We start from the raw sequence: 21,293 nt of genomic DNA on the forward strand, positions 1-21,293 counted from the left end.
AAATCAATATATTTTTGCATGTTTGTTCAAATAAATTGCATAAATATGCAAAAACGTGCTAAAAGAAGCTCATTTTTGCTGCTAAAATTGAAATAAGTTAGTAAAAAGAAAATATGTTAAAATTAGTGAAGATAAACACGTTAAACGTAAACTAGGGATGCCTAATGTTAAAAAAAGAGCGCCAAAACCTGATTATTCAGGCAATTAATTTTCACAAACACGTTACTACAGCTGAATTGGTGGCTAAGTTTAACTGCTCAGAAGATACTATCCGCCGTGATCTGCGGGAGCTGGACCAAAAGGGGCTAATTAAAAGAATTTATAATGGAGCCATCCGCATAGGACCTCCTGTAACTACTTTTGAACAGCGCTTAACGATTAAAACCGAGATTAAAAAGCAGTTGGCCCAAAAAGCCTTGTCTTTTTTACGTGAAGACACGGTTATATTAATTGATGGCAGTACAACTAATTATTATTTAGCACAAGCTATACCCGAAAATTTTGCTGCTACGTTTATTACCAACTCGCCTTATGTAGCAATTCAGCTATCAAATAAAAGAAATGTTAATATCATTACTTTGGGCGGTATTTTTGCCAAAAGAGCAGCTGTCAGTTTGGGAGTAGAAGCACTTGATGCCTTGAGGACGTTTAGAATTGATACCTATGTTATCGGCATTCATAATTTGGATCCTGATAACGGCGTATCATTTCATAGTCAACAAGAAGCACAGGTTAAAAAGAAAATGATTGATGTTGCTGATAACGTTATTGCCTTGGCTACTAGTGATAAATTGGGCTTGTACAGCAATTTTATTTGTTGTGCCGCAGACAAAATTGATCAATTAATTACCGATTCTCAAGATGAAGAACTTTTAGCTCAATTTGCTAAAAAGCATATTGAAGTTGATCAAATAAAAAAAGCTTAGAGCCGCTTATTTAGCGGGCTTTAAGCTTTTAATGTATTAAATTTGTTTTTTACGTAAACTGGAATCTCTTTTAAGAGCTAGCTATGAAATAATTTACTGAATAAGTTAAAAAACTATGTAGTTACATTTACTTTATCCAACCAAAACGCCCCAGTCTGTTATAATGAGAATGAACAAATGTGAGGAGAATTCTATGGTAATTTTTTATCTTATTTTAGATGCCCTGCTTTTAGGCTATACTTGCTATAGTTGGTACTGGCAGGCAAACATTGATTTAAAAGGGCATTATCGCTCCTCTTCAATTATTTGGGCAATAATTTTTATTTGGATTGGCTTTACTTGGCAACTGATTGAAAAAAGTGATCCGGGACTGAGTTTCTTTTTAGCTATCTTTTTAATGATTGGAATTATAGACGGCTTTACGGGGTTCGCTCCCAAAAGGGCTGTCGTGTCGGGCTACTTTCGCCGTACCATATCATACGCCGATGTGGTAATGGTGACTCTAATCAAAGTACCTAACCCTAATAAAAAACAGGTAATTTGTATCTTGACCACCCAGAAGAATAAACAATATTATTTGCGCTTTTCTTATGGTGTAGCTCAAATTATTGAAGCACTAAAAAATCATATTCATCATGATATCCGCATTGAAGTACAGGATATCTTTTAAGATCACGCGGCTAGCGTGGTCTTTTTTGATAGCAATTTATTTTTCCCAGTTCATTTCCAAAAATTTACTGAAGCCGCCTTTAAGAGCACGTTTCTTATTAACTTGCTTTAAAAAGGTTTCTTGGTCAACATTTTTGAATTTAAGATAAGCCAAGATCACCTCATAAACATCACCCAGTTCTTCAATAAGGTTTTCTTCGGTTTTAGCAGCAAGAACCTCATTAGTTTCTTCAATTAATTTCTGCTTTAAAGCCGGCTCAATTTCTGCAGGTGCCAGTTCACGATAAGTCGCATAATGTGCAAATTCTGGAATTTTGTCTCTGACTAATTTTTTCATCTTTTAAGCCTCTCATACAAACTAAATTTTAGTATTATTATACTGCTAAAAATGGTAAAAATATTATGAAATATGTAACAAAAGAAAAGCTTAATTTAGTTAAGAAAGTGCGAATTCTATGCGCAATATGGAAGGCTTTTTGCTTATTATAAAATTGGTGAGAGCATCCGTGAAAAGCTCTGCAAAATCTTAAGCCAGCGACCTTGTTTGGCAATATCTTCTGGGGTTAACAGTGATGAAACTTTCATATCATCCTCAAATGATTTGGCAACCTCAAGCGTGAAGTTTTTATCATAAAAAACGGCAACATCTTCAAAATTGAGATCGTATGAGCGGTAATCTTGGTTCATAGATCCAACCGTAGAGAAAGTATCGTCAACTACTATGGTTTTGGCATGGATAAATCCCTTGTTATAAATGTAAATTTTGATACCGTAACGGGATAGTTCGTTAGCGTACCACTGCGTTGCCCGGTAAATGAAGGGGTGATCTGGTTTACAAGGAATCATAATTCTGAGATCTACTCCTGAGCGCGCTATGGTCTGTAAAGTCGCAAACATCGCATCGTCTGGAATTAGGTAGGGCGTTTGAATCCAAACCCTTTTTTTAGCCAGCGACATGAGCCGCATAATTCCATTGCGCATATTAGCATTATAACTGTCTGGCCCGTCTGAAACTATTTGGGTTGCCACGTCACCACGATGAATGTCGTTTTCATCCAAATTTGGGAACAAAATAGTGTTAAATGTGATTACTTGGTTCTCTTTTTGAATAGAGGCATTCCAATCCATGACAAAGCGCTCTTGCAGTAATAATGACGCTGAACCAACAATTCTGACTTGACTATCACGCCAGTAGCCAAATTTCTTTTTTCTGCTTAAATACTGATCACCGATATTGAAGCCGCCAGTCCAAGAGGTTTTACCGTCAACTACGACAATTTTACGGTGCAGGTGGTAGTTAATCCGGTACCGCGTAATCATGTTGCGCGAGGTAATAAAGGGCAGCACAACGCCGCCTGCTTTTCTTAATTGGTCAAACCAGGCTTTGGTTGCTCCCATGGAACCCCAAGCATCATAGAGCAAGCGCACAGATACACCTTCTTGGGCTTTTTTAATTAGTAAATCAAGAAAGTCGTTACCAATTTCATCATTATAAAAAGTGTAAAATTCCACATTCACCGATTGCTTGGCTTTTTTAATATCACGCATCATATCGCGAAACATGATTTCACCATCGGTGTAGAGCTTAACATGGTTGTTTTTACTTAAAGGTGATTCACCATCATGGTCAAAAAAATGTACCACCATCTTGGCCTTATTAGAGGTGTCAGAAGTGCTAATCTTTTTGGGAGCCGCAGTAATGGATTTTTGAACGTTGCGCAGACCAATGTGATGCTGTTTGTTAATCGCAAAAATATTTTCCTGCGAAATTCCCCGCCCGAAAAAACCGTAAATAATCATTCCTAAAACTGGAAAAACCAGCAGGATAATCAACCAAGCCCAAGTTGTTGAAACAGAGCGCCTTCTGTGAAAGACGATGTAAAAGGCTAAGATAGTATTAGTAATAATGATGATGCGTCCTATATCACGGAGCAGAATCACACGTATTTCCTCCAAAAATTAAGTTACTTTTTAAGACCAATAAATTTATCAATAATGTCAATCACAAACGGATTATCATGCATCCAGCTGTGTTCGGCGTATTTTTGTCCCCGTATTTCAACCTCATGGTATGACTTAGCATACGGAGCCAAAATATAACGGATGCTCTTAGCAGAAGTTACGGAGATAAACTTGTCGCTGTTTGTGTTATCTAAGACATTGCCGTAAATATTTAACACAGAAATGTTGGGATTGAACCGTTTGCGTCTTAGTAAGAGGTAAAGATAATGCAAATTCACTACAGCTGGACGCCCTTTGTGGTTAAAGGCGTTCACATTGGGAATATCTCCTAAATAAACTACCCCATCAAACGGCCCGGCAATAAAGGCACATTTTACCAGATGGGGAAAATTCTTTTTACGATATTCACGCATTTCTGTCCGCACTATACAAGGGCAAGCCAGTGAATGCGCAATTGCCGAATAGTGTGAAAAGTGGTACCTTTGAGCTAAAAAGGGTAGGGTAAAACGGAGATAATAGTCGATTGCATACACTCCAATTAGTCTCTGCCGAAAAACCACTTGTACAATCGGATTGCGATCTCCGGTCCAAGTACCTTCCAACTTAAAGTTACCTAACAAATCTGCGGTAACTTTAAGGTATTTCGCAGACCCTTTATCGGCAAGTGCCTGTTTAACCATTACCCTTGTAGTATAGTCACCGCCGCGAAAACCGTGAAAGTAAATAATGGGTATCTGCTCAAAGTTGCCTTCCTTTGGTTCAACCGTGGCATTATCTTCTATTCTTTTTTTATGCAGGCGTAAGAAAACGCGAGTGGGTGCAAAAGTTGCTAAAATAGCAAGAAAGAGCATGCTAATCTTACTTGGTTCTTTTGCGAGGTCGCGCTTGTGGTTTTTCTCTACTTCTTCCTTGTATTTTTTAGTATTGAAGAACATAATACCACCTTAAAAATAGAACTACTTCTATTTTAGCATTGACAGAAGAATTTAGTGATAGGGGAACATATGAAATTTTACGCAGTCAAAAAAGGCCGCCAACCAGGTGTTTATCGCACGTGGGAGGAAGCCAAAAAACAAGTTAATGGTTTTTCTGGTGCTGAGTTCAAATCTTTTGCCAAAATAACCGATGCCACAGAATACTTAAACTGGGACAAAGAAACAGTTAATCAGGTCTTTCAAAAAGGAGAAGACACTTTGCAAGAAGCGATTGCCAAGATCCAAAGAGAAAGCCGAAAAATTAATAATAGCAATGAAACTGCTACAAGTTCCGAGCAGGCGCCAAAATCTGCGGCAATAAACAAAGCTGCGAGCAACTATTTTGCCACGATTTATACTGATGGCGGCACGCGCAATACCGGCAATTTCAAGGGTGGTCATGTGCGGCAAACAGACAAGGCAGCTTGGGCCTATTTAATTGAGTGGCAAGAAAGTGGTCAGCCTAAGTCAACTTACAATTCAAATGGTGAGTTTGGCGCTACCAATAATAAAATGGAATTGACAGCTCTAATTGAAGCCCTTAAAAAATTACTGGAATTGGGCTTTAACGACAAGCCGTTATTATTTGTGCTTGATTCGCAGTACGTTTTAAATCCAATCACCAAAGGCTGGCTTAAAGGTTGGAAAAAGCGTGGCTGGACTAAATCTACTCCAGGAGCAATTGCCAATCTTAGCTGCTGGCAAGAACTTGACCAACTATTAAGTAAATTTACTCAGACTAAATTTGAATGGACTAAAGGCCATGCCAATAATCGCGGCAATGAATTTGTTGACCAAACTTTAAATAAGTTTATGGATCAAATGTAATTAGTTAATATTGAATAGCCATTAAGCCACTGAAAAGGTGACTGAAGAATGCAGTGATATTATGCCAAATTTGTTCAAGCCAGTTACGATTTTCTGGTGTATTGATCTTATCAAAAATGCCTTTGGCATTCTTTTTAATGTTTTTAGAAAGTGCATCTGCCTGATCTTTGAATTTGTGATTTTTTAAGGCACCAGAATCGCGTACTTCAATGAGAACGTTAATAATCTGTTGTTTCTGGTTATTATTAATCACGTCACCAAGATGATTGATGTTGATTTGGTTGGTAACAATGTCATGAATTTGACTATCGGAAACGTTGTTGCCGATTTGGCTCATTTCCTGTTTGGCACCGGCAATAGCATTATTTAATTGGGCGTCGCTATAGCCGTCTTTATCCTTATTTTCTTTAGTGATTTTGCTTAAAGTGTTCATTTCATCTTGAGCAGCATTAACTTGACTTTGGTTTAAGTTTTCGCCGGTTTTACTGTAAGCAGCGTAAACACCGGCTAAAGCACCGGAGCCATCAATCGGCACAGCGCTGGTAACATAGATATTGGCATCAGAGATGCCCGCAGTTAAAGCCGCATTTTGATATTGGTCGGCAGTGATGGTGGTAATGTTGTTGTGCCCGTTATAATCAAGAATGCGAACGTTAATACCATTACCTGCAGCTGTTTTTTCGATCATAGCACTGGACCATACGCCCGATTGGGTCGTGAAATTAGCACCAGAGGGGTTGAGATACTTTACTAGATCGGCACCTGTGATAGTCATAGTTTGATAGCTGCTGCCGTTTAGTGGATTACTAAGCGTTTTTAAAGTACCGCTTTTTTGAGTTTCAGTCAGGGATGTTCCCAAACAAATAACAGGTAAGTCGTCTGCTTTAACCGTCTGTTCAAAGGCACCGCAGACAACTGTACTTAAAAATAACATGGTAATAATAGTTAAAAAAGTTTTTGCTTTTTTCATATAATAATTAACTCCTTTTGAATGAAACTAATTATACTAAATACTCAAAACAAAAGTTTAAATTATGGTTATGTACCACCTAGTTTACGTTATTTTTAAGATTTAAGATGGTATAATAACAAAAGTAAAGGAGGAAACTATGATTCAGCAACCTGAATTAACAGTTATCATGCCAATTTACAATGTTGAAAAATATTTAACTCGGGCTCTTGACCATTTAGCTAAACAAGATGATCCGAATTTCAAATTGTTAATTGTCAATGACGGTTCAACGGATAATACCAGAAAAATAGCTGAAAGCTATCGTGAACGCTTCCGTTACTTTAAAATAATTAATAAACATAATGGCGGCTTGTCTGATGCCCGCAATGTGGGCATTGCCAATGTTGATACGCCTTATTTTACATTTCATGATGGTGACGACTGGGTTGATTCCGGTTATACTGCCTTTTTTGTCCGTGCGTTTCATGATCATCCTGATGCAGCAATGGTTTCTTGTGGCTTTTGGCTTGATTATGAAAATAAACAAGGTTCAGTTCCTGTAACTAAAAAACAAGTACGGGGAATGAAAGGAAAAGCGCGAACATACCAGTTAATCAGTAATCCTTTTGGCTCTTTATGTGATAATCATTGCCTAGCTACCCCAGTAAAGGGCTATACCTGGAACAAGGGCTATAAGTTATCGGTTGTACGGCAAAATCATTTGCATTTCATGAAAGACTTAGCTTTTATGGAGGATCAGATTTTTAACGTACAATACTTGGCATTGACCGAGGGCTTTTACTGCGATAGCACTCCTATCTACCATTACTGGCAGCGTAAAGACAGTATGGTTCATCACTTCAACTTAAAAATGATACCTGATAATTTTAAAGCAAATTATATTGTTGCTAAAATTATTGTCCGTAGTCTATGGCAAGAGCATAGAAAAGAAAATGGTTCTGAACAAAAGTTAATAGAGGCTAGTGAAAGAGACCAGAGATGAGAGTAAAAGTTAATGGTAATGAGCTTTATTATAGTAAATTAGGTAAAGGTGCCCCGCTTTTGTTACTGCATGGGCACCATTTAGATGGTGGCATGTTTGACCAAATTGTTGCGCCACTGTCTCTTTATTACACTGTTTATGTGCTGGACATGAGAGGACACGGACTGAGCCAGGGAGAAGCAGCAGAACACTATCAAACAGAAGTTGAAGATTTGTCTGCTTTTATTAATCAGGTAAATATTAGAGGGTGCTATTGCTTTGGCTTTGATGCCGGTGGCTTAGTGGCAATGATGCTTGCCAGTCAAGATCAGACTGTGTTTCAAAAATTGATGGTAGCCGGTGTTTTTGTCAATGGCAACGGTATTAGGTCATATCATTATCTGACTGAAGGGTTTCTGCGTTTCTTGCGGATGAACCGCGATAGTAAGGTAGAACTGTCAGAAAGTTTTATGTCGGTCGATAGCTTGAAGGCAATCAAAATTCCAACCTATTGTGTTGTGGGAGAAAAAGACTGGGTTAAAGTTGAACACGTTAGATGGTACAGCCAAATTATCCCTCAGGGTCAGCTTTTGGTTATGCCTAGACAAAAGCACGACAGTTATGCCGTTAAGAGCTTCAAATTACTGAACTTAATGGAAGATTTTTTTAAATAGATTACTAAAATTTAAAAGAGAAACTTGAATAAAAAAGCCGAAAACTACTTTCGGCTTTTTTTCAATTTATTACTTTGCTAGGCACTAGGGACTTTTTTGGTTATAATAGACATGCAAAGATTGTATTTTAAATAAACGAGGTAGCTATGAACAAGGAAGAACTTCTTCAGTTAATGCACCCAATGAAGCTGATTGGGTTAGGCGGAAATCCCGCTTTAAATGAAAAAATTGCGCAAATTTTGAAAAAACCGTTAATCGAAACTGCTGTGCAGCATTTCAGTGATGGCGAAATTCAAGTCAATATTGGTGAAAGTGTCAGGGGATGCGACGTTTTCGTTATTCAATCAATTCAAGACCCTGTAAATGAGAACTTTATGGAACTGGAAATTGTTTTAGATGCTTTACACCGTGCTTCAGCTCACCGGATAAACGTAGTAGTGCCATATTTAGCATACTCGCGCTCAGATACGAAAACACGTTCGCGGGAACCAATTACTGCTAAATTGGTAGCTAATTTATTGCAAATTACTGGTATGGATCACTTAATCGTACTGGATTTACATGCTTCACAAATTCAAGGTTTTTACAATGTTCCAGTTGACCACTTACATGCTATGCCGTTATTAGCGCAATACTTTATTGATAACGGTATTGCTACTAAGGAAGAAGACGATATTGTAGTTGTTTCACCAGACCATTCTGGTGCTAAGCTGGCTCGTAATTTTGGGCAATTCTTTGACGCTCCAATTGCAATTGTAGATCAGCGCAGGGCTCGTTACGATGCCGATGTACACAGCATGATTGGTGATGTGAAGGACAAGAAATGTATTATTGTTGATGACTTGATTGACACCGGTTCACGTATTTCTTCTTCAACCAAATCAGTTCTAGCAGCGGGCGCTAAAAAAGTTTATGTTGCTGCAACGCATGCACTGCTCTCACAAAATGCACTGGAAGTTCTGAATGAATTACCAATTGAACAAATCGTAGTAACAGATACAATTAAACACAGCCATTATCCAGATAGAATGGTTCGTATCTCAGTAGATTTGCTTTTAGCGCGGGGAATTAATTATGTATATAATGACCGCTCAATGCATTCATTAAGTGAAAGTGACTTGAAATAATCACATGATAAATGGCTTACTTTTAGTATGTAATTAAAATAGTTAAAACTATAAGCAAATAATATACCAGTGCCTTTTTGTTTATTTATTCTATATCATTGGTATAATTAAAGCAAAATGTATAGGAGCTGAGAAAACATTATGGCACGACGTAAAAATTATAAAAGAAGACGTACTATTTTAAGTAATACTTTTCATTTAATCAGAGAAAACGGAATGGATAGTGTTTCGTTTCAAATGATTGCAGAAAAATCGGGGATTTCTAAATCCTTGCTGCAATCTTATTATCCACATAAATCTGGCTTAATTGCAGATGTTGTCCGCAACATTCTCAATACGTTAGACAAGCAAGTGCAAAAATTTAGTGCTACTAAAGAGGACGAAGTATGTGCCCGCACCAAAGCCTTTATTTATGCAATTGAAATGTTGGGAATTTATGATGAAGGTCTTAAGCGGATCATTACAGAGGTATTCAAGAGTAATGAATCACTCGACTTTTGGAGTCAAACAATCAATGATTGGTTAAAAGAAAAACAACTATTTGACCACCTTGACTTTGAACCTAGAGAAGTACGAATGGGGATTGCCTTTGTAGTGACCGGTATTAGTCGTCTTTATTATGATAATCAAAAATATGAAGTTTCTCCTGAAGAAATAGCAGATTATGGTACAGAATCATTTATGTATAGTTTTCTGCATAGTTCAAGAAAAACTATTGATAAGGCGCTCAAAGAGGGTCATGATATCATTGAATCTACCGATATTAAGACCATTCATCATGCAATAGATACAATGTTTGATGAAGACAAGGAGATTGTCTGTTAGGAAGGAAAAATATGGCAAATGGCGCGCGCAATGGTTTGCACAGAATGAGCGAAGAAGAAAGCAGTCAATATAAAAAAGCTTTGTCCTTTATTATCTTTCTGATTGTATCGCTAACCATGATTACCGCGACTTTCCTTAACCCCTTTTTTATGAAGGGACAGATTAGAAACAGTAGTAACGAAGCTGTAGTGGTTAGACAGGTTAATAAGCATTTTGATACATTAGCAGAAATAATAGGTGCTAATAAAGATGGTAGTGCCAACCTGCTAACTACTAAGCAAACGCAGCCGATTGCTGATCATATTATTGATTACACGTTGGGTACTCCTTGGTTTAAATTTAATAACATGAATTTAGCTAAACAAATTTTGCATGATATTGAATTAAATATTGACCAGGATTCTTCTAGTGATGCGCAACTAGTACAACACAAATTAAAAGAGCAAGCAAATAATGCTCCCTTTGACGTGAAGGATGCTTTTAATCTGAACACGATCACTTTGGGGGGCAATATTGCATTTATTTTGTTAATCGTTAACGTAATTATACTAGTAATGGCATTTATTAGTTTGCACTCACTGATTAGTGATATGAAGTTATTGCTTAATTCAAAAATGCTGACCCATGAAGTTACCGCATCTGGAATGTGGGCTGGCTTTTGGCTAATGCTAAGTGCGGGAATATTAGCTATTATTCCTGTCATATTTAATGTCGAAGGCTTGGCTGTATTAGGCTATGTCTTAGAGATCGGTAGTAGTATTTTTCTCGATTTTGTCATTGCTGGTGTCATTCTTTATATCCTGAGTGCAATTCCGTGGGAAATCAGCTCGCCAAATAATTAGGTAATTTAGGTGTCAAAAAAGCAATTTACCGTTGCTTGCCAAAGGAAGTTCAAATGAAAATTTATTTTGCTAATGCTCTGTTTTCACAGGCAGAAATTAATTATAATGCGCAACTGGCTGCTAAAATTCGTCAAATAGATGATGCAATTGATTTATATTTGCCCCAAGAAAACGCGTCAATCAATGATAAACAAGCGTATGCTGATTCTAAAATGATTGCTCAAGCAGATACCGAGAAGTTGGTTAACAGTGATTTAATGATTGCGGTGCTTGATGGGCTTAGTATTGATAATGGTGTTGCCAGTGAAATAGGCGTTGCTTATGCAAAAGAAATTCCGATAATTGGCTTGTACACAGATACACGCCAGCAGGGCGCTGATAATCAAGAAAAGTTGCAGGCTTTGACCCAGATTGCTGAAAACCAGTTTCACTACGTTAATTTGTATACTACGGGTCTAATTAAACTTAATGGTACCATTGTCAATAATGAAAATGACTTATTGGCAGCCGTCGCCAATTATATTTAAAAATGTGCTCAGTTTTAAAAATAACTATTTAAAGATATAATTGTCTCTCTAAAAAGGGATATTAATTCATTTTAAATAGAAACCATATTTCGCTTAACTTTCGAAATATGGTTTTTATTTATTTAATTTTATCTATATTTCACCCCATTATAGTTGATAATGGGGTAAAATATAGATAAAAGGATGTGACTGAAATGACTGATAAATCTGAATTGGAAAATTTGTTAAAACAAAATAATTATGTACTGTCTAGAAAACAACTTACAAAGAAAAACTATTCAGGGCAACAAATTAAAAGTTACATTAGAGACAATATGTTGATTTTAATTGATAAAGGGATTTATGGCAGCCCAAATCATTTAGAAGATGCTTTTTATACTATTCAGCTGAGACTCAAGAAAGGAATAATTTCGTTGAACTCCGCTCTTTATTTATTTGGTTTGAGTGATCGTGTTCCAGATAAAATTGAGCTTACCTTTCCGAGAGGATATAAAAATTCGAAATTAAAAGAACAAATTGTGCCCCATCAGCAAGTACCTCAAATTTATAATTTAGGTATAGAAATAGTAAAAACTCCTACTGGAAATAATGTTAGGGTTTATTCTATTGATCGAACTATGGCAGAAATATTACGTCCACAAAACCACATTGATCCTGAAATAATAAATAAGGCTTATAAGCAATATTTAAAACAGCCAAATAAAAATATTGCCAAATTGCTGTACTTTGCAAGAAAATTCAAAACTGTTAAGAAAGTTCAGGAATACCTAGAAATATTGCTATAAAAATGAATGATAAATTTCGAAACTTTACTAATAATCAACAAATGATAGCTCATATACGTAAACTGGCAAAAGATAATAAAACATCTACACAGGTAATTTTGGAGGAATTTACTTTAGATGATTTTGTAAAAAGAATAGCTAAATCAAAATATAAAAATAATTTAATCCTAAAGGGTGGATTTTTGTTGTCAAGTTTAATTGGTATTAATAACAGAACAACAGAAGATATTGATACAGATATTAAAGGAAAAAATTTGACTTCCTCCGAAGCAACAAAAATGGTTGATGAAATTTGCAATATCATTCCAAGTAAAAATGACCCAATTGAAATTAAAAGAGTTGGTAATGTACAAAAGATACATGAAGGAGCTGAATATGTTGGGTACCGAGTTCATTTACTGGGCACTCTTTATAAAAAATCTAAGGCCAATATCAAAATAGATATTTCTACCGGTGATATCATAACCCCTAAAGAAATCAAATATGAATACAATTCTTTGATCGATAACAGTCCAATAAAAATTTATGCTTATAATAATGAAACTATCATTGCCCAAAAACTAGAGACAATATTTAGTCGCAGTATTGTCAATACTCAATGAAAGACTTTTATGACATATATATGTTAAACAAGCTTAGAAAGCAAACATATTATAAAAAACTAAAGCTGAATTTACCCATAACTAGAACTGCTTTAGAAAATACTGCTAATTCAAGAAACAGCTTTAATGAAATTTTTGAAAAAGTAAATAAGGAAAATTATTTATGGCAAATTACATTAAATGAGATAAAAAGTAGTAAGGCAATGCAAGACAAATGGAAAAATTATACACATCAAAAAGCTTATGCCCAAAAGATAAACTTTCAAGACACTTTGAAAGCAATTGAAGAACTTATGCTGGAACTTTTTGATAATTAATTCTTTCACTCATATAGTGATGAAAGTTCACGGTTGTTATAGGATATCATTTTTAGAAGCTTTTATCATTGCGCAGAACTGGATTTTTCCTGAAGTTGAAACAGTTTAAAACTATAACTGCTTAAGCCCGTGATTTTTACTTCATATTCATGGCCAACTATTAGCGGCATTGATCCAGGATAATAGGTAATAATCGTTTCAAAGTTGCCGTAACCGGTCTTACTATAATTGCGGACGTTTTTTGCTTGATAAGTTTCACCATTATCTTTATCGGTAATAGTAATGACTGGTATTCCCTCAAAATGGCGGCTGGAAAGATAAACTGACCAGGCAATATTTTCACCTGCTAAAAGTTCAATAGGGAAAACGCCAGCGCTAGGATATGTGACCATTTCTTGGCTCGGAGAGCGGAAAACGTCAACCGGATTGAATACTTTTTGCACAGAATAACGGTAGCCGTTCGTACCATAAGCTGCACCGATACCGGTTGTAGTTAAGCGCGTTGATAGCAGCCAAGCACGATGACCGGTGTCTGCTCCGCCTAAATTATAGCGGTCAGTCAATAAATCAGTGATAACATCTCCTGCAGATTGGTCAGTGGTATTAAAATTAAGATTTGCTTGATTAGATGTGTTACGGGCTAGTTGCCAAGTATCTTTGCTAATCAATTTGGGGCGCTTATCATGAGGTAAATTATGCTGGTTAATCATCGGGTTAGCATTTAATGCAGCTAAAACAGCTGCAGTTTTTTGTGCAGCAATATTGTCCTCTGAGTTTTCATTTACCGGATTTAACCCAAATAACTCGCGGTAATAGTTTGTGTACGCTAATTGACTAGTGAGGTATGCGGGTACAAGCACGCCCTGCTTAAATTTAGTTTTAAAATAGGGTTTAGTTAAATAAAGGTTATTAAAGTTAAAAGCAGTTTTATCAAGCTGCGCGTATTCCTGTTGCAGCTTGTTTATCTTGCTTGTTTCACTTGGTGTGAGTTCCGCAGCGTATGTTTGGGTATTGCTAAAAGGAAAAAAGAAAAGCAAACATAAGAGGGCAGTATAAATTTTTTTGAACATTTAAAGATGCTCTCCTTTCTTTAACACTAATTATAAGGCAAAATAAAAATAGGTATGTGTAAATTACCAAATGATAGTTATATTTAATAATTTGAATGGCTTTTTGTAAAGGACTTTTATAAGGAAAAGATTTTGACTAACAGTGAAGACATGCGACTAGCAAAAAATATCAGTATCACTTTAACAGCTAATTTAGATGACTGGGACGGGGTCACTGGACCAGTAGATCAGGACTTGCGCCAGGTAGTAGTGCAAAAAACCAGTATCATTGATGGCAAGCTCTATGCTATGCAGCGTGTTGCGGGTGATACTCTGGTTTATCGCGGGCAAAATAACATTAATGCTGTTTTTAATAAAAAAATACCAGTTTTACATTTAACCGGTTCAGCAGCAGGACATACACAGACTTTGGAATTTGCCGGCAGATCTGGTCAATGGTTTATAGGCACCAAACCAAATGATTTAAATCAAAGTTGGTCTACATGGTCAAAGCAAGTTGCACGTATCAAAATGCCGCATTATTTTAAAATTGCTGCCAATACCAAAATGCAACCGCGATTATCAAATTTGAATTATGCAGGAGCAGATTTCGGCATCAGCTGCTCTGGAGAGCAGTTTGCACGTGTAGAAGTCGCTGTGTCACCTGATCTGCGCTACTTTTTAGTAGCCTATGGCGATAATGACTACACCGGCTATTTTGCGCTTTATTATCTAACTGATATTAATAATGCTCTTGATCACGCTACAACTACAACCAAACATGTTGATATTAGAACGATAAATTGCATTGCCGCATTTAAAGTGCCCAATTTTTCTGGTCATGGTGGGTTAGTTGGTTCGCTGCAAGGCTTTGCTATTAGTAATCACCGTGATATCTATCTTTCCAGCCAATTTGCAGATGATAGGTTAGGTCGGGATAGAAAGATTATTAAAATTCCTTGGGCAGCAGTTGATCCTCAGGCTTGGGAATTAGTTGACTTAGCTGGTGCAAGCGAGCTGGAAATCCCCGGCTATTATACAGAACTGGAAGACATACAACTAGTTAGTACGAATGATGTTTACTTGACGGTAGCTTATCATCAGTCTTTTGTCCCAGCTGCTCCGGCCAAACACCCAACAAAGATCAATAAACTTTATGAAATCACTTGGGATTCAAATAACAATTTTTAATATAGTATAAATTTTTCGGATATGATTTTGCCTTATGCAAGACTTTTTGCTTATAATAAAAAATATTCCTAAAAAATTGTCTAATTTACAATTCTTCGGGTTTTCTTGCCGTATAATTAAAAGTTAGAAACAATGACTAAGAGGTAAAAATAATGACTAAGAAAACACAAGTTGGTTTAATTTTTGGTGGTAATTCATCTGAATATGAAGTATCAATTATGTCTGGCCATAATATTTATAATGCCATCGACCAAGATAAATTCGATGTGCATCCAATTTGGATTACTAACGACGGCTATTTAGCAAGTGAAGAAGACTCTTTTAAAGTCTTAAAAAATCCTAAATATACCATTGAAAATCCTCATGAAGTTGCCAACATTTCAAAGTTAATTCAATTAAAAAATTTACCGGAAATTGATGTTTTCTTTCCGATTGTACACGGCAATTTAGGTGAAGACGGTTGTTTGCAAGGGCTGTTCCGCATTTTAAATAAGCCTTTTGTCGGTGATGATGTGTTAGCTTCGGCTGTGACAATGGACAAGGAATTTACCAAGATTTTAGCACAACGCGTCGGCGTTCCTGTAGCTGACTGGATCGCGATTAAGCGGTTTGAATATGAAGACGCTGCTAATGCCAAGCGGGACTATGACAAGGTCAGTGCTAAACTTGGTAGCGACCTCTTTGTTAAGCCGTCAAATCAAGGTTCTTCAGTTGGAGTTCATCATGTTACTAACAAAGAGGAGTTTGATGAGGCTCTAGCCGATGCTTTTAGATATGATGATAAAGTTTTAATTGAGGAAACCATTCACGGTACCGAAGTTGAGACTGCGGTTTTAGGTAATGATCAACCAATTGTTTCCGGTGTCGGACAAATTATTAATGCAGCTGGTACTTTCTACAGTTATGAAAATAAATATGATGATGATTCCACTACTACCTTGCAGATTCCTGCTAAATTACCTCAAGAAATTGTAGCTAAAGTTAGAGCTAATGCCCTAAAGGTTTACCAAGTCACAGAATGTAGTGGGTTAGCTCGTGTTGACTCCACACTGCGCGATAGCGATAATAAGATCATCTTAACTGAAGTGAACGCATTACCGGGCTTTACCAATATAAGTATGTATCCTAAACTTTTTGAAGAAGCAGGTATTTCATATTCTGAGTTAATTACCCGCCTGATTGAAAAAGCCCAGGAGCGTTTTAACCATAAGAAAAACTTGTTACATAAGATTGGTTAATTTAATTGTGCTAGGGAGTATATCTGATGAGTGAAGATAAGCATAATTTTGAAGAATTAACCGCACCGGCTGCAACGGCTAAGAAATTGCACATTAGTGTGGCTACTTTACGCAAATATTCTTTAATTGTAGAGAAAATTACTGGTAAACCCGATTATTATGCACGTACTAAGCAAAACGCCCGCTTATACAGTAAGCAAAATGTGCGTGATTTGGAAGATTTTCACCAATTGGCTCAGGATAACGGCTTAACGTTGCAGGAAGCCGCACAGCAAATTTTTGCAGTTACTGATAAAAATGAACGGATTAAGAAAAAGGAAAGTGGCAAAAAACAAGAAGTAATGTCCACTTCCCAAATGGTGAAATTGCTGAACGCTTTGCAGCAAACAATTGGCCAGCAAAATACGGCTCTTAACCACCTGCAAAAACAATTAAACCAAATTGAAGAACAGAATAAAGAGCTGCTCAAAAAGCAGGAGCAATTAGAACAGCCTGCTGCCAAAACAAATGGTGCTGCAGAAGATTTTAGTGTGTTACCGGATATTTCGGGAATTGTGACTGATGATCCTATCACGGATGTGCAAGATATGCCGGCAACCAAACCATTAACTGCGGCTGAAAAGCGGGCTCAAGTAGCGCAGGATGAGGGGAAGTCAAGTGAGCAGATGCATGAGGAAATCTTGGCCAAGGCAAAGGAAAATGCGGAAAAGAGTGCAAACGCCAATGCTCACCGTACTTTAGCAGATATGCAAGTGGAACCGGAAAAGACACATTGGTGGCAACGGTTCTTAGATATGTAATAATTGAAAACGACTTTTAACCAAAAGTCGTTTTTTTATAATAGTTAAATTTTGCAAATTTAACTAAAAATTTATTTATATTGACTGCTTTTAAGTTACAGTAGGTAAGTATAAATTGATGGGAATGATTTTGATTGAAAAAAATTAAGAAGCGCTACTTATTTGCGGTATTAATTGCAGTCGTGGGTTTAATTTTAACCACTTGCACCTACTTTGCGACAGATATTTATTCTAAAAATGATGTAGCCGTAGTGACCGATAGTCAAATTAAGGATACTTTAGAAGAAAAAAGCACCGATGTCTATGGCAACAAAGACGAAACCAGAAAGCAAGTTCTTCATTTAAAGGTCTTGTCAGGTAAATTTAAGGGTCAGACATACAAAACTACCAATATGTATTATCCGTCACAATTAGTCACCCAGAAGTTCCGTGCGGGTCAGCGGTTATTTGTTAATATCAAACATGGCGAGCCGATCATCCAAGACCCTAAGCGGGATTGGGTGTTAGTTTTAGCAATGACTGTGATGTCTACACTATTAGTGGCAGTTTCAGGTAAGAAATCTTTGAGTTTGATAGCTTCAATGATACTTAGCTGGGTAATTTTCTACCTCGTGATTATGCTCGATATTAAGCTGAATGGCTCTTATATTGTCTTGCTGTTTGGCTTAGCCGACATTGTCTTTTCCTTCTTTAGCTTATTAGTCGTTCAGGGCTTTAACCGCAAAATGTTGGCAACTTGGCTCGCGACTATTCTAGGCACCTTCGTTTCTTTTGCACTATGCTATTTAATTATGCGTCTGACAGGGGAATCGGAAATTAAATACGAAACTGGAGATTATGCCACCCAAGATCCGCGGGGCATCTTTTTAGCACAAACTTTATTAGGTATTTTAGGAGCGGTAATGGATGAGGCCACCGATATCATTTCCAGTCTTTACGAACTAGTTCAGACTAAGGCAGACTTAACTGCCAAGCAATTAGTTCACAGCGGGCGCACTATGGGTCAGGAAATCATGGGCCCACTGATTAACGTGTTGGTATTAATTTTTATGTCGGAGGAACTGCCGCTGACAATTATTTATTTACGGGATAACAACAGTTTGCGCTCCACTTTCGGTTTTACACTCTCTCTTGGTGTTACCCAAAGCGTCATTTCCGCGATTGGGATCGTTTTGACAGTGGTCTTCGCGACTGGATGCAGCCTGCTATTTTTAGAAGAAAAAAAGTGGAAAGCGGGGAATAAAAAATGAGTACGTTAACTGCTTTATTGATTGTATTAGCAATTTTAATGACAATTGTTGGTGGAGAAACCGGAATTCGCAGTTTTTTCAGCGTTTTAATCAATACATTGTTATTAATTTTAGTGGCTATTCTGATTTCTTGGGGCATCAATATTCCACTTCTGATTTTGATTTTTGTGCCGTTAAAACTGGTAACCATAATTTTTCTTGGAACACATGATTATCAAGTTGCGAAAAACTCTTTTTATTCCTCACTCATTGTGTGTCTGGCAGTTAGCGTAATTATCTTAGGCTTTGAGTGGCTGGCGCAAGCTGCCGGTCTTGGTCCTGAAGCGGGCGAAATTCTGGTGGGCTTATCGCAAATGCCGGGATTGAGTTACCCTTTAATTGCAGTAGCAGTTGCTATCTTTTCCACACTTGGTGCTGTAGCTGAATCTGCCGTTGCGATGAGCTCCGGTTTGCTCGAAATCAAAAAGCATAATCCGCAAATATCGTATGAGGAGCTCAAGGCCAGTGGTGCTAAAATTGGTAATGACGTATTGGGAACGGCGATGAATACCATTTTGTTTGGGATGTTCGGCAGCTTTCTTTCGTTATTTTTGTGGTACATACGTTTGAATTACACTTTGGGTGAAGTATTAAATGAAAAGATGTTTGTCAATGAAGCTTTGATTATAATGTATTCTTTAATTGGTGTATTATTAACAGTACCATTAACAACAACATTTTTGGCGAAGAATATGATAAAAGTGGGGCAAAAAGATGAAAGTAAATGATCTAACGTTAACTAACTTTAACCAGCGCAAATTCCAGCTGCATACATATACTTTGGGATCAATTGGCGAATTGGTGACTCCCAAGCATCCCCTCGCAATAGTAATACCCGGTGGTAGTTTTGACCATTTGTCAAAAAGAGAAGGCGAGCCGGTTGCATTAGCTTTTAACAATTGCGGTTTCAACAGCGTGGTGATGGAATATAACTTAGTGCAAGATGAAGGCGACATTTATCCTGATGCTGGTCTTGATGTCTTGACCACTGTTAAGTATTTTCGTGAACATGCGCAAGAATATCAGATTGACCCTGAAAAAATTGTGACGATCGGCTTTTCAGCCGGTGGACACGTTACCAGTTTTGCCAACAGTATGGCTAATTCTGCCAAATACCAGCAAGAATTTGGTTTTAAGAGTGAAGAAGTTCTGCCTAATAAAACTATTTTGGGCTATCCTTTAATTAATTTGACTAAGATCGGTTTTGATATTCCGGCAGATGAACAAGATAAAGTTCCCGCAGATGAATTTATTAAGGACAGTTCTTTAGGCGTAACTGCAAATACGCCGGCAACTTTTATTTTTCATGCTTGGGATGATCCCATTGTTCTTGTAACTAATACGTTTGAGTATATCGAGGCCTTACAAGAAAAGAAAGTGCCGTGTGAAGTTCATATTTTCAATCGTGGTGGTCACGGTTTTTCTTTGGCACGTAAAGACATGGTGGTTAAAGGTAGAGAATGGCAGGAAAATCCGCACGCGGCGCATTGGTTTGAACTAGCGCAAGAATGGTTAACAAGTGAATGGCAATAAAAAGGAGTACGAGTTCTGTACTTCTTTTTTGTTCGGATTTAGAAGATTTAATTATAAAATTCTAATAATATTCATATTAGAAACAAAAAATTTAAATTATTTTAAGCAAAGGGGTTGCATTTATTTTTAAAGGGTATATAATGCTGGTATTTAAATCGAAAGAAAGGACATGATTTTTTGAAGTTAACGAAGATGAAAATTTTAACGGCAGTTAATGGCTTACTAACTCTAAGCAGTCTAATCATGTTATTCTTTGGATTATGCAACCAAGTTAATGAGTCAAAGAATCTGCTAGATGAGGAACAGACAATTACGCTGAACAATAATAATATGATTATTTTGGCAGCTGTAGTTGCGTTGATGGTCTTCGGCTATGCGTTCTTTGCGACTTGGTTAAAAGGTGAACCCGCAAAGGCTCATTTGTTAAGACACAGAGCGTAGCTGATTAGGAAAAATCGGGCTGTACTTCAATAGTTGAGGTATAACCCGATTTTTTTGCGCTCAAAATTAGGAGACAAGCTTATTCTAATTACTTTTTTAGATAAAGTTGTTTGTTTAAATAAAGATATTTATGATGAACATAGTAGTGAAATAATTAGAAATGCTGAAAGGGAATTTTGTCAATGAGTAAAATAAAAGATGAAGTTTATGATCCATTTTTACCCACTTTACTAATATCTCTACATCAAGAGTATGTAAAAGAAATTTTAACTGGTCAAAAAATAATTGAATACCGCAAAAGTTTTTTCAAAGATAGTTTTCAAGCCTTTGTCTATACTACTGGCAGTGCTGGCGGCATTCAATTATTTATTAAGTGTGCCCCGCTAATTCGCAATAATGCTGCTAATTTAGCGCAAATTGGTCAGGAAATTCAAAATGATGATTATGCTGAAATTTATGACTATTTTATGCCTAAAGATGATGGTTGCATTATTCCGATTTTAAAATCTTGTGCTGTTAAAAAAATTACGCTTGAGCAGCTGCGAGCTGTTTTACCCCAAATTGTTGTTCCGCAAAAATATTTGTTTTTAGATCGACCTGATAAAACAGATTTGCTCAATTTTTTATTAAACCAAGAATGCGATAATTTAATCATTAATAACTGGGATAAGCGGTATGCGCTAATTAAATATATACTTGCCGGCAAAAATTGAGTGGTAAAAGAAAAAATAAGTCTTGAAGGACCTAAATCTTTCAAGGC

25 protein-coding genes are annotated in these 21,293 nt (G+C 36.7%); 20 read left to right on the forward strand and 5 right to left on the reverse strand.

The genetic code is table 11. From position 1 onward, the window contains the following. The first annotated feature begins 164 nt into the window (after positions 1-164). Positions 165-926 carry a DeoR/GlpR family DNA-binding transcription regulator gene (locus JF73_RS00860; RefSeq protein ID WP_046326601.1) on the forward strand — a complete coding sequence of 254 codons (762 nt, stop codon included), beginning with the start codon at positions 165-167 and terminating at the stop codon, positions 924-926. Positions 927-1,119: 193 nt separating this feature from the next. Further along, on the forward strand, positions 1,120-1,596 hold the full coding sequence (locus JF73_RS00865; RefSeq protein ID WP_038520846.1) for a hypothetical protein: 477 nt from the start codon (positions 1,120-1,122) through the stop codon (positions 1,594-1,596). 36 nt (positions 1,597-1,632) lie between these two features. Here the strand turns inward: JF73_RS00865 and JF73_RS00870 are convergent, their stop codons facing one another. The 3 genes from JF73_RS00870 to JF73_RS00880 form a co-directional block, all read right to left on the reverse strand. Beyond that, positions 1,633-1,932, reverse strand: coding sequence for a nucleoside triphosphate pyrophosphohydrolase (locus JF73_RS00870; protein WP_046326604.1), 300 nt, complete (start codon positions 1,930-1,932; stop codon positions 1,633-1,635). A gap of 146 nt (positions 1,933-2,078) precedes the next feature. Further along, the gene (cls, locus tag JF73_RS00875; protein ID WP_371212564.1) at positions 2,079-3,542 is read right to left on the reverse strand and encodes a cardiolipin synthase; all 1,464 of its coding nucleotides are present in this window, start codon (positions 3,540-3,542) and stop codon (positions 2,079-2,081) included. Between the two features lie 17 nt (positions 3,543-3,559). Next, a complete protein-coding gene (locus JF73_RS00880; RefSeq protein WP_046326607.1) occupies positions 3,560-4,492 on the reverse strand; it encodes an alpha/beta hydrolase in 933 nt (310 codons plus the stop codon). Positions 4,493-4,561: 69 nt separating this feature from the next. On the opposite strand from JF73_RS00880, the gene JF73_RS00885 reads away from it, so the two are divergent. Beyond that, a complete protein-coding gene (locus JF73_RS00885; protein ID WP_046326608.1) occupies positions 4,562-5,359 on the forward strand; it encodes a ribonuclease H family protein in 798 nt (265 codons plus the stop codon). A 4-nt stretch (positions 5,360-5,363) separates the two neighbouring features. Here JF73_RS00885 and JF73_RS00890 read toward each other — a convergent pair whose 3' ends face one another. Then, complete coding sequence (locus JF73_RS00890) at positions 5,364-6,329, reverse strand: DUF1002 domain-containing protein (RefSeq protein WP_046326609.1); 966 nt, start codon at positions 6,327-6,329, stop codon at positions 5,364-5,366. 139 nt (positions 6,330-6,468) lie between these two features. On the opposite strand from JF73_RS00890, the gene JF73_RS00895 reads away from it, so the two are divergent. The 9 genes from JF73_RS00895 (at position 6,469) to JF73_RS09280 (ending at position 12,992) form a co-directional block, all read left to right on the forward strand. Continuing rightward, the gene (locus JF73_RS00895; RefSeq protein ID WP_046326610.1) at positions 6,469-7,314 is read left to right on the forward strand and encodes a glycosyltransferase family A protein; all 846 of its coding nucleotides are present in this window, start codon (positions 6,469-6,471) and stop codon (positions 7,312-7,314) included. Beyond that, a complete protein-coding gene (locus JF73_RS00900) occupies positions 7,311-7,967 on the forward strand; it encodes an alpha/beta fold hydrolase (protein WP_038520869.1) in 657 nt (218 codons plus the stop codon). Before JF73_RS00895 ends, JF73_RS00900 begins: the two co-directional genes overlap by 4 nt. Positions 7,968-8,113: 146 nt before the next feature. Then, positions 8,114-9,094 carry a ribose-phosphate diphosphokinase gene (locus tag JF73_RS00905; protein WP_046326611.1) on the forward strand — a complete coding sequence of 327 codons (981 nt, stop codon included), beginning with the start codon at positions 8,114-8,116 and terminating at the stop codon, positions 9,092-9,094. A 141-nt stretch (positions 9,095-9,235) separates the two neighbouring features. Next, positions 9,236-9,919 carry a TetR/AcrR family transcriptional regulator gene (locus JF73_RS00910; protein WP_046326612.1) on the forward strand — a complete coding sequence of 228 codons (684 nt, stop codon included), beginning with the start codon at positions 9,236-9,238 and terminating at the stop codon, positions 9,917-9,919. An 11-nt stretch (positions 9,920-9,930) separates the two neighbouring features. Continuing rightward, on the forward strand, positions 9,931-10,761 hold the full coding sequence (locus JF73_RS00915; protein WP_046326613.1) for a hypothetical protein: 831 nt from the start codon (positions 9,931-9,933) through the stop codon (positions 10,759-10,761). 53 nt (positions 10,762-10,814) lie between these two features. After that, complete coding sequence (locus JF73_RS00920) at positions 10,815-11,288, forward strand: nucleoside 2-deoxyribosyltransferase (RefSeq protein ID WP_038520880.1); 474 nt, start codon at positions 10,815-10,817, stop codon at positions 11,286-11,288. Positions 11,289-11,482: 194 nt separating this feature from the next. Continuing rightward, positions 11,483-12,073 carry a type IV toxin-antitoxin system AbiEi family antitoxin domain-containing protein gene (locus tag JF73_RS00925; protein ID WP_046326614.1) on the forward strand — a complete coding sequence of 197 codons (591 nt, stop codon included), beginning with the start codon at positions 11,483-11,485 and terminating at the stop codon, positions 12,071-12,073. Positions 12,074-12,075: 2 nt separating this feature from the next. Next, positions 12,076-12,675 carry a nucleotidyl transferase AbiEii/AbiGii toxin family protein gene (locus tag JF73_RS00930; RefSeq protein WP_052727748.1) on the forward strand — a complete coding sequence of 200 codons (600 nt, stop codon included), beginning with the start codon at positions 12,076-12,078 and terminating at the stop codon, positions 12,673-12,675. A 20-nt stretch (positions 12,676-12,695) separates the two neighbouring features. Then, positions 12,696-12,992, forward strand: coding sequence for a hypothetical protein (locus tag JF73_RS09280; RefSeq protein ID WP_143435064.1), 297 nt, complete (start codon positions 12,696-12,698; stop codon positions 12,990-12,992). Positions 12,993-13,057: 65 nt separating this feature from the next. Here the strand turns inward: JF73_RS09280 and JF73_RS00935 are convergent, their stop codons facing one another. Continuing rightward, entirely contained in the window at positions 13,058-14,062 is a 1,005-nt protein-coding gene (locus JF73_RS00935; RefSeq protein ID WP_052727750.1) for a CAP domain-containing protein, read from the reverse strand. A gap of 132 nt (positions 14,063-14,194) precedes the next feature. Here JF73_RS00935 and JF73_RS00940 point away from each other — a divergent pair, with 132 nt between their 5' ends. From JF73_RS00940 to JF73_RS00975, 8 genes are all read left to right on the forward strand, one after another. Further along, positions 14,195-15,232 carry a helveticin J family class III bacteriocin gene (locus JF73_RS00940; protein ID WP_052727751.1) on the forward strand — a complete coding sequence of 346 codons (1,038 nt, stop codon included), beginning with the start codon at positions 14,195-14,197 and terminating at the stop codon, positions 15,230-15,232. 152 nt (positions 15,233-15,384) lie between these two features. After that, complete coding sequence (locus JF73_RS00945; RefSeq protein ID WP_046326615.1) at positions 15,385-16,470, forward strand: D-alanine--D-alanine ligase family protein; 1,086 nt, start codon at positions 15,385-15,387, stop codon at positions 16,468-16,470. Positions 16,471-16,496: 26 nt separating this feature from the next. Further along, positions 16,497-17,270 (forward strand): transcriptional regulator, encoded by a 774-nt coding sequence (locus JF73_RS00950; protein ID WP_046326616.1) that lies wholly within the window; start codon positions 16,497-16,499, stop codon positions 17,268-17,270. Between the two features lie 134 nt (positions 17,271-17,404). Continuing rightward, entirely contained in the window at positions 17,405-18,520 is a 1,116-nt protein-coding gene (locus JF73_RS00955; RefSeq protein WP_046326617.1) for a YibE/F family protein, read from the forward strand. Next, positions 18,517-19,287, forward strand: coding sequence for a YibE/F family protein (locus JF73_RS00960; protein ID WP_046326618.1), 771 nt, complete (start codon positions 18,517-18,519; stop codon positions 19,285-19,287). Before JF73_RS00955 ends, JF73_RS00960 begins: the two co-directional genes overlap by 4 nt. Continuing rightward, positions 19,274-20,092, forward strand: a complete 819-nt coding sequence (locus tag JF73_RS00965; protein WP_046326619.1) for an alpha/beta hydrolase — start codon at positions 19,274-19,276, stop codon at positions 20,090-20,092. Before JF73_RS00960 ends, JF73_RS00965 begins: the two co-directional genes overlap by 14 nt. A 177-nt stretch (positions 20,093-20,269) precedes the next feature. Continuing rightward, on the forward strand, positions 20,270-20,533 hold the full coding sequence (locus JF73_RS00970; RefSeq protein WP_046326620.1) for a hypothetical protein: 264 nt from the start codon (positions 20,270-20,272) through the stop codon (positions 20,531-20,533). 182 nt (positions 20,534-20,715) lie between these two features. Further along, on the forward strand, positions 20,716-21,246 hold the full coding sequence (locus tag JF73_RS00975; protein ID WP_046326621.1) for a hypothetical protein: 531 nt from the start codon (positions 20,716-20,718) through the stop codon (positions 21,244-21,246). Positions 21,247-21,293 lie beyond the last annotated feature (47 nt).

The sequence above is a fragment of the Lactobacillus helsingborgensis genome, from assembly GCF_000970855.1.
Classification (GTDB): domain Bacteria; phylum Bacillota; class Bacilli; order Lactobacillales; family Lactobacillaceae; genus Lactobacillus; species Lactobacillus helsingborgensis.

Bases quoted from the DNA above. Each gene is read 5' to 3' on its own strand.
- JF73_RS00900 (WP_038520869.1), top strand. From the start codon at position 7,311: ATGAGAGTAAAAGTTAATGGTAATGAGCTTTATTATAGTAAATTAGGT.
- JF73_RS00945 (WP_046326615.1), top strand. From the start codon at position 15,385: ATGACTAAGAAAACACAAGTTGGTTTAATTTTTGGTGGTAATTCATCT.
- JF73_RS00895 (WP_046326610.1), top strand. From the start codon at position 6,469: ATGATTCAGCAACCTGAATTAACAGTTATCATGCCAATTTACAATGTT.
- JF73_RS00885 (WP_046326608.1), top strand. From the start codon at position 4,562: ATGAAATTTTACGCAGTCAAAAAAGGCCGCCAACCAGGTGTTTATCGC.
- JF73_RS00910 (WP_046326612.1), top strand. From the start codon at position 9,236: ATGGCACGACGTAAAAATTATAAAAGAAGACGTACTATTTTAAGTAAT.
- JF73_RS00905 (WP_046326611.1), top strand. From the start codon at position 8,114: ATGAACAAGGAAGAACTTCTTCAGTTAATGCACCCAATGAAGCTGATT.
- JF73_RS00935 (WP_052727750.1), bottom strand. From the start codon at position 14,062: ATGTTCAAAAAAATTTATACTGCCCTCTTATGTTTGCTTTTCTTTTTT.
- JF73_RS00965 (WP_046326619.1), top strand. From the start codon at position 19,274: ATGAAAGTAAATGATCTAACGTTAACTAACTTTAACCAGCGCAAATTC.
- JF73_RS00950 (WP_046326616.1), top strand. From the start codon at position 16,497: ATGAGTGAAGATAAGCATAATTTTGAAGAATTAACCGCACCGGCTGCA.
- JF73_RS00920 (WP_038520880.1), top strand. From the start codon at position 10,815: ATGAAAATTTATTTTGCTAATGCTCTGTTTTCACAGGCAGAAATTAAT.
- JF73_RS00975 (WP_046326621.1), top strand. From the start codon at position 20,716: ATGAGTAAAATAAAAGATGAAGTTTATGATCCATTTTTACCCACTTTA.
- JF73_RS09280 (WP_143435064.1), top strand. From the start codon at position 12,696: ATGTTAAACAAGCTTAGAAAGCAAACATATTATAAAAAACTAAAGCTG.
- JF73_RS00860 (WP_046326601.1), top strand. From the start codon at position 165: ATGTTAAAAAAAGAGCGCCAAAACCTGATTATTCAGGCAATTAATTTT.
- JF73_RS00930 (WP_052727748.1), top strand. From the start codon at position 12,076: ATGAATGATAAATTTCGAAACTTTACTAATAATCAACAAATGATAGCT.
- JF73_RS00925 (WP_046326614.1), top strand. From the start codon at position 11,483: ATGACTGATAAATCTGAATTGGAAAATTTGTTAAAACAAAATAATTAT.
- JF73_RS00890 (WP_046326609.1), bottom strand. From the start codon at position 6,329: ATGAAAAAAGCAAAAACTTTTTTAACTATTATTACCATGTTATTTTTA.
- JF73_RS00870 (WP_046326604.1), bottom strand. From the start codon at position 1,932: ATGAAAAAATTAGTCAGAGACAAAATTCCAGAATTTGCACATTATGCG.
- JF73_RS00865 (WP_038520846.1), top strand. From the start codon at position 1,120: ATGGTAATTTTTTATCTTATTTTAGATGCCCTGCTTTTAGGCTATACT.
- JF73_RS00915 (WP_046326613.1), top strand. From the start codon at position 9,931: ATGGCAAATGGCGCGCGCAATGGTTTGCACAGAATGAGCGAAGAAGAA.
- JF73_RS00960 (WP_046326618.1), top strand. From the start codon at position 18,517: ATGAGTACGTTAACTGCTTTATTGATTGTATTAGCAATTTTAATGACA.
- JF73_RS00880 (WP_046326607.1), bottom strand. From the start codon at position 4,492: ATGTTCTTCAATACTAAAAAATACAAGGAAGAAGTAGAGAAAAACCAC.